Source organism: Pseudomonas sp. BS-2016 (genome assembly GCF_001806145.1).
Taxonomy (GTDB): Bacteria; Pseudomonadota; Gammaproteobacteria; order Pseudomonadales; family Pseudomonadaceae; genus Aquipseudomonas; species Aquipseudomonas lundensis.
In genome coordinates, this window is record NZ_MLCT01000022.1 from 80,433 (window position 1) to 99,202 (window position 18,770).

General features: G+C 60.5%; 13 protein-coding genes and 2 pseudogenes. 3 read left to right on the forward strand and 12 right to left on the reverse strand.

What is annotated here, in order from left to right; translation table 11 throughout:
* Positions 1–127: 127 nt before the first annotated feature.
* The 3 genes and pseudogenes from BKD70_RS13470 (at position 128) to BKD70_RS25670 (ending at position 4,181) form a co-directional block, all read left to right on the forward strand.
* Positions 128–2,044, forward strand: coding sequence for a methyl-accepting chemotaxis protein (locus BKD70_RS13470; protein ID WP_047272968.1), 1,917 nt, complete (start codon positions 128–130; stop codon positions 2,042–2,044).
* Between the two features lie 220 nt (positions 2,045–2,264).
* Positions 2,265–3,323, forward strand: a pseudogene (locus BKD70_RS25665) (methyl-accepting chemotaxis protein); the annotation flags it as partial.
* Positions 3,324–3,467: 144 nt separating this feature from the next.
* The gene (locus tag BKD70_RS25670; protein WP_371058215.1) at positions 3,468–4,181 is read left to right on the forward strand and encodes a methyl-accepting chemotaxis protein; all 714 of its coding nucleotides are present in this window, start codon (positions 3,468–3,470) and stop codon (positions 4,179–4,181) included.
* 62 nt (positions 4,182–4,243) lie between these two features.
* On the opposite strand, the gene BKD70_RS13480 is transcribed toward BKD70_RS25670, so the two are convergent.
* The 12 genes and pseudogenes from BKD70_RS13480 to BKD70_RS13535 form a co-directional block, all read right to left on the reverse strand.
* Positions 4,244–4,978, reverse strand: coding sequence for an amino acid ABC transporter ATP-binding protein (locus tag BKD70_RS13480; protein ID WP_047272966.1), 735 nt, complete (start codon positions 4,976–4,978; stop codon positions 4,244–4,246).
* Entirely contained in the window at positions 4,971–5,930 is a 960-nt protein-coding gene (locus BKD70_RS13485; protein ID WP_371058216.1) for an amino acid ABC transporter permease, read from the reverse strand. The genes BKD70_RS13480 and BKD70_RS13485 overlap by 8 nt, the downstream gene beginning before the upstream one ends.
* A 145-nt stretch (positions 5,931–6,075) precedes the next feature.
* The gene (locus tag BKD70_RS13490) at positions 6,076–6,873 is read right to left on the reverse strand and encodes a transporter substrate-binding domain-containing protein (protein WP_047272964.1); all 798 of its coding nucleotides are present in this window, start codon (positions 6,871–6,873) and stop codon (positions 6,076–6,078) included.
* A 316-nt stretch (positions 6,874–7,189) separates the two neighbouring features.
* A complete protein-coding gene (gene mdoH, locus BKD70_RS13495) occupies positions 7,190–9,742 on the reverse strand; it encodes a glucans biosynthesis glucosyltransferase MdoH (protein WP_047272963.1) in 2,553 nt (850 codons plus the stop codon).
* A complete protein-coding gene (locus tag BKD70_RS13500; RefSeq protein WP_169859789.1) occupies positions 9,735–11,402 on the reverse strand; it encodes a glucan biosynthesis protein G in 1,668 nt (555 codons plus the stop codon). Before BKD70_RS13500 ends, mdoH begins: the two co-directional genes overlap by 8 nt.
* Positions 11,403–11,689: 287 nt before the next feature.
* Positions 11,690–12,127, reverse strand: coding sequence for a D-aminoacyl-tRNA deacylase (gene dtd, locus BKD70_RS13505; protein WP_047272961.1), 438 nt, complete (start codon positions 12,125–12,127; stop codon positions 11,690–11,692).
* Positions 12,124–13,095 (reverse strand): prolyl aminopeptidase, encoded by a 972-nt coding sequence (gene pip / locus BKD70_RS13510; RefSeq protein WP_047272960.1) that lies wholly within the window; start codon positions 13,093–13,095, stop codon positions 12,124–12,126. The genes dtd and pip overlap by 4 nt, the downstream gene beginning before the upstream one ends.
* A gap of 177 nt (positions 13,096–13,272) precedes the next feature.
* Entirely contained in the window at positions 13,273–14,079 is an 807-nt protein-coding gene (hutG, locus tag BKD70_RS13515; protein ID WP_047272959.1) for an N-formylglutamate deformylase, read from the reverse strand.
* 11 nt (positions 14,080–14,090) lie between these two features.
* Positions 14,091–15,296, reverse strand: coding sequence for an imidazolonepropionase (hutI, locus tag BKD70_RS13520; protein ID WP_047272958.1), 1,206 nt, complete (start codon positions 15,294–15,296; stop codon positions 14,091–14,093).
* Positions 15,297–15,324: 28 nt separating this feature from the next.
* A complete protein-coding gene (locus BKD70_RS13525; RefSeq protein WP_047272957.1) occupies positions 15,325–16,728 on the reverse strand; it encodes an amino acid permease in 1,404 nt (467 codons plus the stop codon).
* A gap of 74 nt (positions 16,729–16,802) precedes the next feature.
* Complete coding sequence (gene hutH / locus BKD70_RS13530; RefSeq protein WP_047272956.1) at positions 16,803–18,335, reverse strand: histidine ammonia-lyase; 1,533 nt, start codon at positions 18,333–18,335, stop codon at positions 16,803–16,805.
* 106 nt (positions 18,336–18,441) lie between these two features.
* A pseudogene (locus tag BKD70_RS13535) lies at positions 18,442–18,770 on the reverse strand (urocanate hydratase); the annotation flags it as partial.

Consider the following 18,770-nt stretch of genomic DNA (forward strand, 5'->3'; position numbering starts at 1 on the left):
TTTAATACATTTCGTATAAACCCCTCAAGTTCACCGTTTGAGGGCCGATAGCCAAGCTCCGCAAAAGATACTCAGTGGCCATGGACGGCTTATATCGATGTGAATCGATCAGATAAGGAGCATCACCATGAATACGTGGTTGACCACTACGCTTGGCAACATCAGCGTCCATCGCAAACTCAGCCTGGGCTTCGGCCTGGTGCTGATGCTGACGCTGTTAATCACACTCACAGGCTGGATAGGGCTGGCGTCGATCATCGATCGGAGCAACAAGCTCAGTACCATTTCCGACACCGTGGCGCTGGTCAAAGACCTGCGCATCGCCCGCGTGTCCTACGATCGCGACAACGGCGCAAACGGCCCCGCCGAGGTCAACGATCTGTTGAACCGGATCGAAAACAACCTCAAGCAAGCCAGCACGCAGTTGGTCTTGTCGCAAGACCTGGCCATGATCCATCAGGAATTACAGGCCGTCGCGCAGTACACAACCATCTTCAGCCAGATCGATGAAGCCACCCAGGCCCGCGAAGTGAGCCGAACGCAACTGGGCGCCAGTGCAGACAGCGCTGTCGCCCGCATCGAAACCATTGAGCAGGATGTGCTCAAAGGCAATGACCTGGGCATGCTCAACCGGGTCGATCAACTGGCGCGCTCCGTGCAAAATGCGCGCTTTCACGTGCGCGGTTACACCTACAGCGGCGCGGCGGATACCGCGCAACCGGCGCTGGACGCGATCAACCAGGCGCAGGCCCAACTCACCCGCCTGTCAGCCACCCTGCCTGCTGAATACGCCCTCCCGTTGCAACACATCAAACAAGCACTCACGCGCTACGGCGATACCTTTGTGCAGTTTCGCGACTCGCAAATGCTCAGCGATCAGCAACAGAGCACCCTCAAAACCCTGGGCGACAGCCTGGTGGACGTCAGCCATCAATTGGCTGACCTGCAAACCGAGAAACGCGACAGCGATGCGCAACAAGCCAAGACCGCGCTCGCCCTGTGCGCCACGCTGGCGCTGGTGTTGGGCACACTGGCGGCCTGGCTGATTACCCGCCAAATCGTCAACCCGCTGCAACACACCCTGCGCATCGTGCAAGCCGTGGCCGCAGGCGACCTGACGCAGGATCACCCCACGCAACGCCGTGATGAACTGGGTCAGGTGCAGAACGCCATTGCCCGCATGACCGGCGAGCTGCGGGAGCTGATCGGCGGCATCTGCGACAGCGTGACCCAGATCGCCAGCGCCGCTGAACAGCTGTCCGCGGTGACCGAGCAGACCAGCGCCGGGGTCAACAGCCAAAAAGACGAGACCGATCAAGTCGCCTCGGCGATGCATGAAATGGCCGCCACCGTGCAGGAGGTGGCGCGCAACGCTGAAGATGCATCGGTGGCCGCCGTCACCGCCGACCAGCAAGCGCGCGAAGGTGACACGGTCGTGGCTCAGGCCATCGAGCAGATCGAGCATCTGGCCGCCGAAGTCGAAAAATCCACTGACGCGATGACGCACCTGCGGCAGGAAAGCGGCAAGATCGGCAGCGTGCTCGATGTCATCAAGTCGGTGTCACAACAAACCAACCTGCTGGCCCTCAACGCGGCCATCGAAGCGGCCCGCGCAGGCGAAGCCGGTCGCGGCTTTGCCGTGGTGGCCGATGAAGTGCGCAGCCTGGCGCAACGCACTCAGGCGTCCACCGAAGAAATCGAAGAGCTGATTGTCGGCCTGCAAACCGGCACCCAACGGGTCTCCGCGAGCATGGACAACAGCCGCGTGCTGACCGACAGCAGTGTCGAACTGACGCGCCGCGCCGGTGCCTCGTTGAGCACCATCACCCGCACGGTGTCGACCATTCAGGGCATGAACCAGCAAATCGCAGCCGCCGCCGAACAGCAAAGCAGCGTGGCGCAAGAAATCAATCGCAGCGTGCTCAACGTGCGCGATGTGTCCGAGCAAACGGCGTCCGCCAGCGAAGAAACCGCAGCCTCCAGCATTGAACTGGCCAGGCTGGGCACTCACCTGCAAGGGTTGGTGGGTCGATTCAAGGTGTAACGCCTTAGCGCGAAGTGGTGTGGGCCACCCCTTGCCGCTTCGCGTTGCCCGACAGCGACTACACTCGTGATGGCATAAAGCCTGCGATGTCCGTCACAGTCTGACCATCGGTGCTTACAGTTCTGCGCGGGCGCGCCGATGACCTGAGAACTAATAAAAAGACCGCGATGCACTGGACAGCCTGCCATGGAGTCGATTCGGTCAAAAAAGGAGCACCGCCATGTACCGTTGGTTGGCCCACACGCTAGGCAATATCAGCGTCAATCGTAAACTCAGCCTGGGCTTTGGCCTGGTATTGCTGTTGACCCTGCTGATTACCGCTACCGGCTGGAACGGCCTGGTGTCCGTGATCGATCGCGGCGACAAACTGGCGAATATCTCCAAAATCATCGCCCTGACCAAAGACTTGCGTATCGCGCGCCTGGACTATGAAAAGGACAGAGGCGAACACGGACCCGCTCAACTCAATGCCCGCTTGACCGAGCTGGACGAGACGCTGGAAACGTCCCGCCGCCAACTCACACAACCGGCAGATATCGCGCTGGTGCAACAACAATTGGCGGCTGTGGCCGATTATCGCCGGGCCGTGTCCGACATCACACAGGCCACCCAGGCCCGCGAAAACAGCCGCACCCAATTGGGGGCGACCGCCGATAACGCGGTGGCCAAGGTGGCGGACATCGAAAAAGCCCTGCTGCAAGGCGACAGCGTGGCGCAGTTCAACAGCGTGATCGAACTGAGCAAATTGCTGCAACAAGCCCGTTTCCAGGTGCGTGGCTACACCTACAGCGGCAAACCTGAAGCCGAGCAACCGGCGCTGGACGCCATCGACAACGCCATCAAGGACGCCACCCGCCTGGCTGGCACCCTGCCAGTCGAGTACACCGCCAACCTGCAACAGGCCAGCGAATCCTTGCAAAACTACCGTGCCGCCGTGACCAGCTTTCGAGACGCTCAGGTGGCCAACGCCCAGGTACTGGAGCGCATGCACGGCTTGGGCAATACGCTGATCGATCTGAGCAAACAACTTTCGGGCATGCAAACCGCCAAGCGTGATCTCGACAGCCAGCACGCGAAAAACCTGTTGTTCGGCTGCACCGTGCTGGCGCTGCTGCTGGGCGCCATCGCGGCGTGGAGCATCACACGCCAGATTGTGATCCCGTTGCGTCAAACCTTGAGCACCGTCGAGCGCGTGGCTGCAGGCGACCTGACGAACAACTACGACACCCCGCGCCGCGATGAAATGGGCCAGTTGCAACGCGCCGTACAGCGCATGACGGTGGGCCTTCGCGAGTTGATTGGTGGCATCTCCGAGGGCGTGACGCAGATCGCCAGTGCAGCCGAAGAGCTGTCAGCCGTGACGGAACAGACCAGCGCCGGGGTCAACAGCCAAAAGGTCGAAACTGACCAGGTGGCCACCGCGATGCATGAAATGGCCGCCACCGTGCAGGAAGTGGCGCGCAATGCCGAAGAAGCGTCCGAAGCGGCTGTCGCCGCCGACCAACAGGCGCGTGAAGGCGACAAGGTCGTGGGGGAAGCCATCGCCCAGATCGAGAAACTGGCGATGGAAGTCGGCAATTCCACCGAGGCCATGAGCCATCTCAAACGCGAAAGCGACAAAATCGGTAGCGTGCTGGACGTGATCAAATCCGTGGCCCAGCAAACTAACTTGCTGGCGCTCAACGCAGCCATTGAAGCGGCACGGGCGGGCGAAGCGGGACGCGGCTTTGCCGTCGTGGCCGATGAAGTGCGCAGCCTGGCGCAACGTACTCAGCAATCGACTGAGGAAATCGAAGAGCTGATTGCGGGCCTGCAAAGCGGCACGTTGCAAGTGGCCACCAGCATGGACAGCAGTCGCAGCCTGACCGACAGCAGCGTCGAGCTGACCCGTCGCGCGGGTGAGTCGCTGGGCAACATCAAACGCACGGTCTCAACCATTCAGGGGATGAACCAGCAGATCGCGGCGGCGGCCGAACAGCAAAGTGCGGTGGCTGATGAAATCAACCGCAGCGTATTGAACGTGCGCGATGTGTCAGAGCAGACCTCCGCCGCCAGTGAAGAAACGGCTGCATCGAGCATCGAATTGGCGCGACTGGGCACGCATCTGCAAGGGTTGGTGGGACGCTTCAAAGTGTAGACAGGCCGCTGCCCTCACCTCAGCCCTCCCTCAAAGGGAGGGGGCCAAGGTGAGGGCGACGTTTACAGCACCTGCCGCAAAAACGCCTGGGCACGCAGGTCTTTGGGCGAGTGGAAGAAGTCCTCCGGGGCAGAGTCTTCAAGCAATTTGCCGTGATCAAAGAACAACACGCGGTTGGCCACTTCCCGGGCAAACCCCATTTCGTGGGTCACGCAAACCATGGTCATGCCTTCAAGCGCCAGGGTTTTCATCACGTCCAGCACTTCGCCGACCATCTCCGGGTCGAGCGCGGAGGTCGGCTCGTCGAACAGCATGACCTTGGGTTCCATCGCCAGCGCGCGAGCAATGGCCACCCGTTGCTGCTGTCCACCCGAGAGGCGCGACGGATATTCATTGGCTTTCTGCCCGATACCGACCTTTTCCAGCAGGGCGCGGGCCTTGGCTTCGCGCTCGGCCTTGCCCCGTTTGCGCACGACTTTCTGCGCCAGGCACAGGTTCTCAAGCACGGTCATGTGCGGGAACAAGTTGAAATGCTGGAACACCATGCCGACTTCACGACGGTAGGCGTTCACGTCCGTTTTCGGGTTGGCGAGGTCGACCCCGTCGATGCTGACCGAGCCCGAATCGAAATCTTCCAGGCCATTCAAACACCGCAAAAACGTCGACTTGCCCGACCCGGACGGGCCAATTACCACCAGCACTTCGCCCTTGGCGACCGTGGTGCTGACGTTATCCACCGCGCGAACAACCTGCCCGCGGGTGTCGAAGACTTTTACCAGTTCGCGGACTTCAATCACTTTGCGCGAGCCTCCGCTCAAGACGGCTGGCCAGGTTGGACAGCGGCAGGTTGATCAACAGGTACAGGCCCGCCACGCAGAACAAAATCTCGAACGGCGAGAACGAGGTGGTAATGACTTCGCGCCCGCTCTTGAGCAGCTCGGTAATGGCAATCACCGACACCAACGAGGTGTCTTTGACCAGGCTGATGAACTGTCCGGCCAGCGGGGGCAGCACGCGTTTGAAGGCTTGCGGCAACACCACGTAACGCATCGACTGGGTGGCATTGAGCCCCAGCGAACGCGCCGCTTCGTTTTGCCCGCGGGCAATGGACTGCACGCCCGAACGGACGATTTCAGCCACGTACGCCCCGGTGAACAACGACAGCGCAGCAATGCCGGCAAACTCGCGGGACAGGTTGAGTACGGTGCCAATGAAGAAGTAGAAGATGAAAATCTGCACCAGCAGGGGCGTGCCCCGTACCAGCTCGACGTACAGGGTCGATAGGTCGCGCAGGGTCGGGTTATTCGACAGCCTGCACAGGCCGGTGGTCAGGCCAATCATCAGGCCCAGCACCCCCGACACCAACGACAACCACACGGTGGTCCACAACCCCAGCAACAACGGGCCAGCGGCCCAGTGCCGGGTCACGCCAATCACATCGCCTTCGGCAACGTCGTCGCCTTCAGCCAGTTGCACACTGTTGTCGGCCACTGTCAGGCGTTGCTCGGTGCCATCATCGGCGCGCAACACCACTTCGGCCTGATCGCCTTTGCGCACCAGCTCGATCACGGTCGAGGTTTCAGCGGCTCGCTGAGCTTCCTCCGCCTGATAGACGAAGTACTGCGGAACTCGGTTCCAGCGCCACTCGTAGGACATCAGCGAGGTGGCGTAATACAGCGCGCCCGCCAGACCGATGAGCACCAGCACGGTCAACACGTGCCAGGGCCACTGTGCTTTTTTTTGTTTGATCACGTTGCAATATTTCCGTCGAGGTCAGCGCGGCAGACTGTGTGGGGTCGCTGCCGCAGGCTGCAATGGGCTGCGTGGCAGCCCTGATAACAGAAGGCCTTCGGGCCTTGGCGCAGCCTTGGGCAGCGACTACAGGAGACCGCGTTTATTCCATGTCTTTGAGCCAAGTGGTGTCTTTGAACCACTTGTCATGGATGCGATCGTAGGTGCCGTCTTCGTGGATCTGGTGCAGGAAGTTATTGATGAAGTTGAGGCTGTCGTAGTCGCCCTTCTTCAGACCGAAGGCCAATGGCTCGTAGGTGAACGGCTGATCGAGGAACACCAGTTTGCCGTCGCCGAACTTGTTAACGGCCACCACGTTGTAGGGCGCGTCGTAAACAAAGGCATCGGCCTTGCCGTTCACCACGTCCAGCACGCCTTCAGGCTCGTTGTCATAGCCGTGGTACTGGGCCTTGGACATCAGCTTTTTGGCGATCATTTCGCCTGTGGTGCCCAGCTTCGAGGTCAGGCGGTATTGCGGGTCGTTGAGGTCTTTGTAGCTTTTGACCTTGTCAGCCAGTTCCTTGCGGATCAGCAGGGTCTGACCGACCACGATGAACGGTTCGCTGAAGTTCAGGCGCAGGTTGCGTTCCTGGGTCAGGGTCATGCCGCTGCCGATCATGTCGAATTTGTTGGTCATCAACGCCGGGATAATGCCGTCATAGCCGGTGGAAACCAGCTCCAGCTTGACGCCCATGGACTTGGCCATGGCTTTGAGCAAGTCCACTTCGAAACCAATAATCTGGCCACGCTTATTGGTCATTTCGAACGGCATGTAGGTGGGGTCCATGCCCACCTTTAACGTGCCGCGTTTGACCGCATCATCAATCGCGCCTGCGTGGGCTGCGCTGACCGCCAGTAGTGCAGTGACACCGAACATCAGTTTCGACAGAAACTTCTTCATCATCAACTCCCCGGAACCTACTCAATAAAGGCGTTGGCCAACGGTGGGCCCGATACTCAAAGCCAACACAGCCGGGCATTCGCCCACTCGGAGACGGATGCTAACTCAGAGCAGAGAGAGCACAAAGGTTTTGCGTAAGAAAAGCGCAGCGCACGCCGGGATAAGTACCCGCCATTGCTGACGAAGGGAGTGCCAACGCCTGTGGGCCTTTGTGATAACGGCTGGCGGTATCTCGCCTGGCCGGCGCCGGTGGCGACTTCAGACGCACCGTAAAAAGCCCAAAAAAAAACCCCACCGAAGTGGGGTTTTGTCTGCATCAAGCGGCCGGTTGCAACGGCAACAACGGCGCGTGAGGATCAGCGGCGATCGACTCACGCCACGCGTTGAGCCAGTCTTCATGGCCTTCGTCCCACACCAACGCGTGCAAGCGTGCCAGGGCGACAGGGTCGCTCAGCAGCGCCATGCGCTCGTTGTTGTTCAGACCGCCAGGTCCGACTTTCAGGGCGTGACGCACCCGCTCGGCACGCAACCATTCAATCGGTTCGGCCTGACGGTGACGCGACGTGGCCAATGCACAGGCCAGCGCGTTCTGCTGCGGGTCCACCACTGAACGGATAAACCCGTCATGCAAGGCGTGGTAACGATTCTCGTGGGTGTATTCGGCAGTGGCCGACAACTCACGGGGCGGCGCGTATTCCTCAGGGATCAGGAACAGGCTGGCGTCACGAGACTTGAGGCCCAGCTTCACACGGCTGGAAATCACCGACACCGGGATCGACAACATCAACGAACCCACAATCGGCACCAACCACCACAGGAAGCTCGGGTTCAACCACAACACCAAGGCCGCCCAGGCTGCACCCAGCAGGGTTTGCGGCCCATGGCGACGTACCGCTTCGCTCCACGGCGTGGAGTCATCGTCACGTTGTGGCGAGTTCCACGTCGCGGCCCAGCCCAAAAATGCAGCCAGTACGAAACGGGTGTGGAAGATCATGCGCACCGGCGCCAGCAGCATGGAGAACAGCATCTCCAGCAGCATCGACAGCGTGACCTTGAACTTGCCGCCAAACTGTTTCGCGCCTTTGGCCCAGATCAGGATGATGCTCAGCAACTTGGGCAAAAACAGCAGCACGATGGTGGTCGAGAACAACGCCACGGCTTTTTCCGGGTGCCACTGCGGCCACAGCGGGTAGAGCTGACGCGGTTCCATAAAGTACTGCGGCTCCATCAGCGTGTTGACCGCCAGCAGCGCCGTCGACAGCAGCAAGAAGAAGAACCACAGCGGCGCCGACAGGTAGGACATCACGCCCGTCAGGAACACGGCCCGGTGAACCGGGTGCATGCCCTTGACCAGGAACAGGCGGAAGTTCATCAAGTTACCGTGGCACCAGCGACGGTCGCGCTTGAGTTCGTCCAGCAAGTTGGGCGGCAATTCTTCATAGCTGCCCGGCAAGTCGTAGGCAATCCACACGCCCCAGCCCGCACGGCGCATCAACGCCGCTTCAACGAAGTCGTGGGACAGAATCGCACCCGCGAACGCCCCTTTGCCCGGCAACGGCGCGAGGGCGCAGTGCTCGATAAAAGGCTTCATGCGGATGATGGCGTTGTGGCCCCAGTAGTGGGATTCACCCAACTGCCAGAAGTGCAGACCGGCCGTAAACAGTGGGCCGTAGACCCGCGTGGCGAACTGCTGCATGCGCGCATACAGCGTGTCCATGCCCGACGCCCGTGGCGCGGTCTGAATGATGCCCGCGTCCGGTGTGGCTTCCATCAAGCGCACCAGGCTGGTCAGGCATTCGCCGCTCATCACGCTGTCGGCGTCAAGCACCACCATGTACTTGTAATCGCCGCCCCAGCGACGGCAGAAGTCGTCGAGGTTGCCGCTTTTACGTTTCACACGGCGACGGCGACGGCGATAGAAAATCCGCCCGAAGCCTCCGGTCTCGCGGCACACATCCAGCCAGGCCTGCTGTTCAGCCACGCAGATGTCGGGATCGTTACTGTCACTGAGGACGAAGAAGTCGAAACGGTCCAGGTCACCGGTGGCAGCCACCGATTCGTACGTCGCACGCAAGCCCGCAAACACGCGGGTCACGTCTTCGTTACAGATCGGCATGACCAACGCTGTGCGAGCGTCTTGCGGGATCGGCTCATTACCGGCGCTCGCGCCCGAGATGCGGTACTTGTCGTGACCGGTCAGCAGTTCCAGAAACCCCATCAGGGCGGTCCAGAAACCCGCCGATACCCAGCAGAACAGAATCCCGAACAGAATCAGAATGCTGGTTTGCAGCGCATACGGCAGCACTTGCTGCGCGGTTTGCAGCAGCGGCTGATGGATCACTTCGTCCAGATCGACGAACGACCAGCCCTGATACGGCATGATGCCTTTCATGTACCAGCCGGCAACGATGGTCTGGCCGAGCATCAGAATCAGCAAGATGTAACGGCGGATCGAACCCACCGTGCGCCAGCGCGCCTTGGGCAACACGCGTTCATCTTTGGGCGGTGCCGGCGGATTGCTGCGCCCGGTCAGGCGCCGCCAACCACGCACCAGGATATTGGTGCGCCACGGCTCGGGCACCACTTTGGTGCGACGAATCGGCGGCGTGGCCTTGAGCATCACCCGGCCGCTGGCATCGACGCCGAGCATTTCGGCGTCTTCCAGCGCGTGCGCCGAGCTGAGTTTAAGGCGTGAGCCCACCGACGCCTGAGCGGCCTCGGCGGTGCTCACGTCGTGATGGGCCGACAGGCGCTCGTGCAACGCCTCGAACGATGTGCAACTGGCCAGCTCGGCGCGCTGCTCATCGCTCAAGGGTAGGTGCGCCAGGTACTCGCTGAGCGAGGCTGACTCTGCGTGAGCGTTACTCATCGGCTGGCAACTGGTAGCTCCAGGTCTCGGTCAGGACTTTTTCAGTCTTGACTGGCGCTGGTGTGGCTGGGGCCGCTTCGGCCGCAGGCGCTTTAGCGTCCTTGGCTTTGTGCTGTTCTTTCTTTTCCTGAGCCTTGGCCGCCGCTTTCTCGGCCTTGGTCAAGGGGGCGGCAGGGGCCGGTTCTTCATCGGCGACCAGCGCGGCACGCAGCTCGGTGGACTTGCTCGGGTCTTTGACCTTCAAGCGCAACGTCAAACGCCAGCCCTTGGTTTCCGGGTTGTGGCGCAGGTTGTTTTCCACCAGCTCGGCGTTATCGCCCACGCTGACCTGGCTACGCACGGCGGCGTCTGCTGGCAACTTCTCAAGCGACGGGCCTTCGAAGTCGATCAGGTAAGCCACGCTGCCGTCCGGTTGACGGATCAGGTTGGACTGCTTGACGTCACCGGTCGAGCGCAGTGTTTGCTGGGCCCAGGCGCTGTCTTTAGGGTGCAGGGCGGCTTCGTTCATCGTCCAGTGCAAGCGATAGGCAAAGTCGAAAGGCTTGAGCGGCTCAGGCTGAGTTTCCGGGCTCCAGAACGCAACGATGTTGTCGTTGGTCTCGTCAGCGGTCGGGATTTCGACCAGATCCACCGTCCCCTTGCCCCAGTCGCCTTGTGGCTCGATCCAGGCACTTGGACGCTTGTGGTAGTTGTCGTCGAGGTCTTCGTAGTGGCTGAAATCACGGCCGCGTTGCAGCAGGCCAAAGCCCAGCGGGTTTTCAACCGAGAAGTTGCTCACCGACAAATGCTTGGGGTTGTTCAGCGGACGCCAGATCCACTCACCGTTGCCGGCGTGAATCGCCAGGCCCGACGAATCGTGCAGTTCGCGGCGGTAGTTGAGCACTTTGGACGGCTGGTTGGCGCCGAACAGGTACATGCTGGTCAGCGGGGCGATGCCCAGCTTGCCGACTTTGTCACGCAGGAACATTTGCGCCTTGACGTCGACCACCGTGTCGACACCCGGGCGCAGCGTGAAGCGGTAAGCGCCGGTAGCACGAGGCGAATCCAGCAGGGCGAAAATCACCAGATGCTTGTCACCGGCTTTCGGACGTTCAATCCAGAACTCGGTGAAACGCGGGAATTCTTCGCCGGACGGCAAAGCGGTGTCGATGGCCAGACCACGAGCCGACAGGCCGTAGGTTTGGTCCTTACCGACAACGCGGAAATAACTGGCGCCGAGCATGGTCATGACTTCGTCCTGCTTATCGGCTTTGTTCAGCGGATAAAGGACACGGAAGCCCGCCCAACCGAGGTTCTCGGTAGCTTTCGGGTCAAATTGAACATCACCGAAATCGAAACGACTGGCGTCGTACTTGATCTCTTCCACCTTGGTGGCGGTGACTTCGTTGATTTTCACCGGCGTGTCGAAATGCATGCCCTGGTGATAGAACGACAATTTGAAAGGCGTTTTGTCGTCAGCCCACTGAGCTTTCTCGTTGCGGAAACGAATCTTCTGGTAGTCCGCGAACTTCATGTCGCGAAATTCGTTAGGCAGATTGCTGCGCGGAGCTTGGTACTTCTGCTCGGCGAGGGTTTTAGCCTGCGCCGCCACGTCATCCAGACTGAATGCCCACAGTTGACCCGCACCGAACAAGCAAAAGAGCGCAGAGCCCGTCACCAGTGCGTTGCGTAACCGCTTGGCAGACTTTTTTGGTGCATTAAATGGACTAACAATCACGAGCAAACCTCGCCGAATACAGATGATGAAACCAACCGCCAGCGATTGAATGCCGGGTTGGCGAGCACTGTTCCGACCTTCAAAGGAATGAATGATTCCCCCAACGCGTCGGATTAGTCTCTGTGTAGCGCGCGATTATCTAGTAGCCCGCGTTACAACGCATCTAGTGACAGCAAGTATTTGTGCTTAAAAAACCCTGTTTTCTGACGAAATCACGGTTTTTCAGGGTTTTAGGTTTGTAACAAAAATGTCACGGGGCCATCATTGACCAAATGCACCTGCATATCGGCACCAAAACGGCCTGCTGCCACGTTCGGATGCAGCCGTTTTGCCTCGCTCAGCAGGTGGTCAAACAACGATTCGGCCAGAGCCGGTGGCGCAGCCGTAGAGAAACTCGGCCGCAGGCCACTTTTGGTGTCGGCGGCCAGCGTGAACTGCGACACCAGCAGCAAACCGCCGCCGATATCCGCCAGTGACAGGTTCATTTTGCCGTCGGCATCGCTGAACACCCGGTAATTGAGCAGCTTGTGCAGCAGCTTCGCGGCATTGGCCTCGGTGTCGCCGGGTTCGACAGCCACCAGCACCATCAACCCTTGATCAATCGAACCGACGATCTCCCCCGCCACTTCAACCCGCGCGCCGGTCACCCGTTGTAAAAGTCCCTTCATGCTTCATCCGGTTGCAGGTTGAGCAGACGACGCGCCATCTCTTCGGTGGCCCTGACCAGTGCGTCGGTGATCCCGGGCTCAGTGGCGGAGTGGCCTGCTTCGCGGATGATCTGCAGCTCGCTGTCCGGCCAGGCCTGATGCAACGCCCATGCGTTATCCAGCGGGCAAATCACGTCATAGCGCCCATGCACGATCACGCCCGGCAAATGCGCAATCTTGGGCATGTCACGGATCAGTTGGTTGGGCTCAAGGAACGCGTTATGGGTGAAGTAATGGCATTCAATGCGCGCAATCGACAACGCACGCTGGGCCTCGCAAAAGCGTTCCACCACTTGCACATTGGGCCGCAGCGTGGCGGTGCGCCCTTCCCACGTTGACCAGGCTTTGGCGCAATGCATTTGCGCGATCTGATCATTGCCGGTCAGGCGCTTGTAGTAGGCCGTGAGCAAATCATGGCGTTCGTCTTCAGGGATGGGCGCCAGGTAGTCTTCCCAATAGTCGGGAAACAGGCGGCTGGCCCCGGCCTGGTAGAACCATTCAATTTCTTGCGGGCGGGCCAAAAAGATCCCGCGCAGAATCAGGCCATGCACGCGCTCCGGGTGGCTTTGCGCGTAGGCAAGCGCCAGCGTCGAGCCCCACGAGCCACCGAACAGCACCCATTTCTCGATCCCCAGATACGAGCGGATCCGCTCCATGTCGGCGACCAGATCCCAGGTGGTGTTGTTTTCAAGGCTGGCGTGGGGGGTGGAGCGCCCGCACCCGCGCTGGTCGAACGTAATGATGCGGTACTTGCTGGGGTCGAAATAGCAGCGACTGTTGGCATCACAGCCCGAGCCCGGCCCCCCGTGAATGAAGACCACCGGCAGGCCATCGGGTGAACCGCTTTCATCGACATAAAGAACATGCGGCCCATCGACAGCCAGATCGTGCCGGGCGTAGGGTTTGATCTGCGGGAACAAGGTCTGCATTGCGCGCTCCATGGGGTTGAGGTCATCCCTGTGGGGGACTTCAAAAAATGTGCCGTCTGGCATCATAAACCCGATTCGCAGGAATGAGCATGCCCTTATAGAAGCCAGGGTTGAAGAGCCACACGATGCCCTGGCCCTCACCCCTGCGCACGAGGGTCCAGCTGACGGCCTGTCACTTCAGGCACGCCCATAGCGCTCATGTCCCCACGCGATAAACCGCTCCAGCAATTGCCTGAGCACCACCTGCGTGGGCTTCGCCAGATCCTCGCGGTAATCAAACGGTTCAAACTCCTCCATATAGGTGCTCTGCGCCAACTCCAGTTGCACGGCATGAATGTTGTCCGTCGGGTTGCCGTAATGACGAGTGATATGCCCTCCCTTGAAGCGGCCGTTCAGCACATGACTGTAGGCCCGGTGTTCGGCGCAAATCCCTTGCAGCTCAGTCGCCACGTGCGGATCGCAGCTGGCGCCATTGAACGTCCCCAGGTTGAAGTCCGGCAGTTTGCCGTCAAACAGGTGCGGGATGTACGAACGGATCGAATGCGCATCAAACAGCAATGCATAGCCGAACTCGGCTTTAAGTCGCGCCAGTTCTTGCTGCAAGGTCTGGTGATAGGGCTTCCAGATCTGCTCAAGGTACGTCGCGCGCTCTGCCTTCGAAGGCGCCAACCCCTCGTGAAACAAGGGCACCCCGGTGAACAGCGTGTCCGGGAACAACCCGGTGGTCGCGCCCACGTACATCGGCGCATCGTCCTGCGGGCGGTTGAGGTCAATCACAAAACGCGAATACTCAGCCGCCAGTGTGCTGGCCCCCAACTCGCTCGCGAACGCATAGAGCCTGGGAATGTGCCAGTCCGTGTCGGGCAGGCTTTGCGCCTCGGGAATCAGCCCGGCCTTGACCTCTGGCGTCAGGCGCAGCCCCGCGTGGGGCATGCTGATCAGCAATGGCACACGGCCTTGTTTGAATGTCAGAACCTTTTCCACACGCGTTTCTCCTAAAGCACTACGTCGGCGCCGTTGCGCACGACGCGTTTATCCAGATCACCGCCCAACCAGTACGCCAGGTCCGCCGGGCGATCTATATTCCAGGCCACGAAGTCCGCTACTTTGCCCGGCTCCAGCGAACCATGGGTCTCGCCCATCCCCAACGCTGTGGCCGCGTGCAGGGTCACGCCTGCCAGCGCTTCTTCAGGCGTCATGCGAAACAGGGTGCAGGCCATGTTCATCATCAAACGCAATGACAACGCAGGCGAAGTACCCGGATTGAGGTCGCTGGCGATGGCGATTTTCACACCGTGCTTGCGCAGGGCCTGCATCGGCGGCAACTGGGTCTCACGCAGGAAATAGAACGCGCCCGGCAGCAGCACCGCGACAGTGCCCGCCGCCGCCATGGCCATGGCGTCTTCTTCGGTCATGAACTCCAGATGGTCCGCCGACAACGCGTGATAGCGCGCCGCAAGGCTGGAGCCGTGCAGCGACGACAGTTGCTCGGCGTGCAGCTTGACCGGCAACCCCAAGCCCTGCGCCACCTTGAACACCCGCTCCACCTGCGCCGGGGAGAACGCCAGGTATTCGCAGAAGGCATCCACGGCGTCGACCAGCCCTTCGGCTGCCAGCGCGGGAAGCATTTCGTTGCAGATCAGATCGATGTAGTCGTCTGCACGGTCCTTGTACTCGGGCGGTAATGCGTGGGCCGCCAGACAGGTACTGCGCACCGTGACCGGCAGCGTGTCGCCCAGACGGCGAATCACGCGCAAGATTTTGCGCTCGCTTTCAAGGCTCAAACCGTAGCCGGATTTGATCTCCACGCTGGTAACACCGTCGCGCAGCAGACACATCAAACGCTGACGCGCACTGGCGAACAATTCCTCTTCGCTGGCAGCACGGGTCGCACGCACGGTGCTGGCAATTCCGCCCCCGGCGGCCGCAATGTCGGCATAGCTGACGCCTTGCAGACGCTGCTCGAACTCACCGCTGCGGTTGCCGCCGAACACCGTGTGCGTGTGGCAATCGATCAGGCCCGGCGTCACCCACGCGCCTTCCAGGCCATGGGTCTGGCTGTACTCACCGTGGGGCACGTGCAGCCGTGGGCCGATCCACTCAATGAAGCCTTCACACGTCACAATGGCGGCGTCCTCGATGATCGAGTACGCACCCTCGGCCATGGTTGCGACATTGCAGTGTTGCCAAAGCGTTTTCATTCACTCACTCCGCCGTTAAACGTTGGGATCAGGACAACTCGGGCTGGGCTTTGACCGCATGCCCGGCTAACGGTTTTACCCACAACCGATACGCCACGATCAGCAATACAATCCAGACGGCGCCCACAATCAGTGCCGCACGGGTGTCAGGGAAATAGCCCAGCACGCCGAAGATAAACACCATGAACACCGTGGCCGCGATCGGAGCATACGGCCAGAACGGCACCGGAAACTTGAGCTGCGCCACTTCTTCGGCCGTCATCGAGCGGCGCATGGCGATTTGCGTGACCAGAATCATCAGCCACACCCACACCGTGGCGAAGGTCGCAATCGAGGCAATGATGAGGAAGATGTCTTCCGGGATCAGGTAATTGAGTACTACACCGGCCAGCAAGGTCACGCCCATCACCAGCACGGTCATCCACGGCACGCCATGGCGCGAAATCTGTGCGAAGCCTTTTGGCGCATGGCCTTGCTGGGCCAGGCCATACATCATGCGACCCGCCCCGAAGATGTCGCTGTTGATCGCCGACACCGCCGCAGTAATCACCACGATATTGAGCAGGGTCGCCGCCGAGCTGATGCCCAGGCTGTCGAAAATTTGTACAAACGGACTGCCCTGGCTACCGATCTGCGTCCAAGGGTAAATGGCCATCAGTACAAACAGGGTCAGCACGTAGAACAGCAAGATACGCAACGGCACGGCGTTGATCGCTTTGGGGATCACACGTTCCGGGTCTTTGGCCTCACCGGCCGTGATGCCAATGATTTCAATGCCGCCGAACGCGAACATCACCACCGCAAACGAGGCAATCAACCCGCCCACGCCATTGGGCATAAAGCCGCCAAACGACCACAAATTGCTGATCCCGGTCGCGGCGGCGTCTGCACTGCCCGCGCTGCCGATGCCAAACAGCATGATGCCGAAACCGGCCAGAATCATCGCCACGATGGCGGCGACTTTGAGCAGCGACAGCCAGAATTCCATCTCGCCAAAGACTTTGACGCTGCACAGGTTCAGGCCGCCAATCAGCAGCACGATGCCCAGTACCCAGATCCAGCGCGCCACGTCGGGGAACCAGAACCCCATGTAAATGCCGAATGCCGTGATATCGGCCAGGCACACGATGATCATTTCAAACGCGTAGGTCCAACCGAGGATGAACCCCGACATCGGGCCCAAATAGGTGCTGGCGTAATGGCCAAACGACCCGGACACCGGATCGCGCACGGCCATTTCGCCCAGTGCGCGCATGACCATGAATACGGCGGCGCCACCTATCAGGTACGCCAGCAAGACCGCGGGGCCAGCCATCTGGATGGCCGCAGCCGAACCGTAAAACAACCCCGTCCCGATCGCTGAACCCAGCGCCATGAAACGGATGTGGCGAGCCGTCAGCCCGCGCTTCAAACCTTGAGCTTGCTTGTGCATTTCGCGCGTCCTTAATTATTTTTGTCGGCGCACACCACCGCACAGAGGGCTCAAGGCCCTCTGCCGCGACGTGATTACAGGCTTGGCAGCATCCGCGCAGGCACTAGCGCGTTCAGGCAACGCGAGGCCAGCAGTTGCATGGCCGCATCGATGTCCGGGGCGAAGAAACGGTCTTTTTCATAGAACGCCACTTTTTCACGCAGCGTGGTGCGCGCAATTTCCAGCTTCGGCGAGGTTTTCAGGCCATCGCGCAAGTCGAGCCCCTGACAAGCCGCCAGCCACTCGATAGCTAATACACCGCGCACGTTTTCAGCCATTTCCCACAAGCGCTTGCCCGCAGCAGGCGCCATGGACACGTGGTCTTCCTGGTTCGCCGACGTCGGAATGCTATCGACACTGTGGGGGTGGGACAACGCTTTGTTCTCGCTGGCCAAAGCTGCGGCGGTCACTTGAGCAATCATGAAACCGGAGTTGACGCCGCCATTGCCCACCAGAAACGGCGGCAGTTGCGACATGTGTTTGTCCATCATCAGCGAGATGCGACGCTCGCTCAGCGAGCCGATTTCAGCGATGGCCAGCGCCATGTTGTCGGCTGCCATGGCCACGGGCTCGGCGTGGAAGTTACCGCCGGAAATCACGTCGCCCTGCTCAGCGAACACCAGCGGGTTATCCGACACAGCGTTGGCCTCAATACCGAGCACCTCGGCCGCCTGACGGAACTGGGTCAGGCAGGCGCCCATCACCTGTGGCTGACAACGCAGGGAGTACGGGTCCTGCACCTTGTCGCAGTGCTTGTGGGACAGCGACACTTCACTGCTGTCGCCCAGCAGGTCGCGATAAATGGCAGCAGCGTCGATTTGCCCACGCTGGCCACGCGCGGCGTGAATGCGCGGGTCGAACGGCGAGCGCGAACCCAACACCGCCTCAACAGTCAGGCCGCCACACGCCATGGCCGCGGCAAACAGGTCTTCGCCTTCAAACAAGCCGCGCAGCGCAAAGGCGGTGGACACCTGCGTGCCATTGAGCAACGCCAGGCCTTCTTTGGCGGCCAGTGTCAACGGCTCCAGACCGGCCTGTTTCAAGGCAGCACGGGCGTCGAGCCATTCACCTTTGTAGCGCGCTTTGCCTTCGCCCAGCAGCACCAGCGACATGTGCGCCAAGGGCGCCAGGTCACCTGATGCGCCGACCGAACCTTTGAGCGGAATATGCGGATAGACCTCGGCATTGATCAGCGCGATCAAGGCATTGATCACCACCCGGCGGATACCGGAAAAACCGCGGCTCAGGCTGTTGACCTTGAGCACCATGATCAGGCGCACCAGCGCATCACTGATCGGCTCACCAATCCCCGCCGCGTGGGACAACACCAACGAACGCTGAAGGTTTTCGAGGTCATCGCTGGCGATTTTGGTCGACGCCAACAGTCCGAAACCGGTGTTGATGCCGTAAGTCGTGCGGTTTTCGGCAAGAATCTGTTCAACACACGCGACACTGGCATCGATCTGCGCCAATGCACGTTCATCCAGCGTGAGGACCACTGGCTGCTGATAAATGTCTCGCAGTTGGGCAAGGCTCAGCTGGCCGGGAATCAGGTTTAACTCAAGCACGTTAATACTCCTTCACGCGTGTTGATAAATGACGTTTTTGTTGTGGGCTGACGTGCTCGCAGGGGGACGGATCCACGCCTGCGCACGCGCGTCAGCAAAATACAGCTCAGCCGTTAATCATCGGCAGGTTCAGGCCCTGTTCGTTGGCGCAGTCGATGGCAATTTCATACCCAGCGTCGGCATGGCGCATCACGCCGGTGGCCGGGTCGTTGTGCAGCACGCGGGCGATGCGTTCGGCCGCTTCGTCGGTGCCATCACACACAATCACCATGCCCGAATGCTGCGAGAAGCCCATGCCCACGCCACCGCCGTGGTGCAGCGAAACCCAGGTCGCGCCGCTGGCGGTGTTGAGCAAGGCATTGAGCAGCGGCCAGTCGGACACCGCGTCCGAGCCATCCTGCATGGCTTCGGTTTCGCGGTTGGGGCTGGCCACGG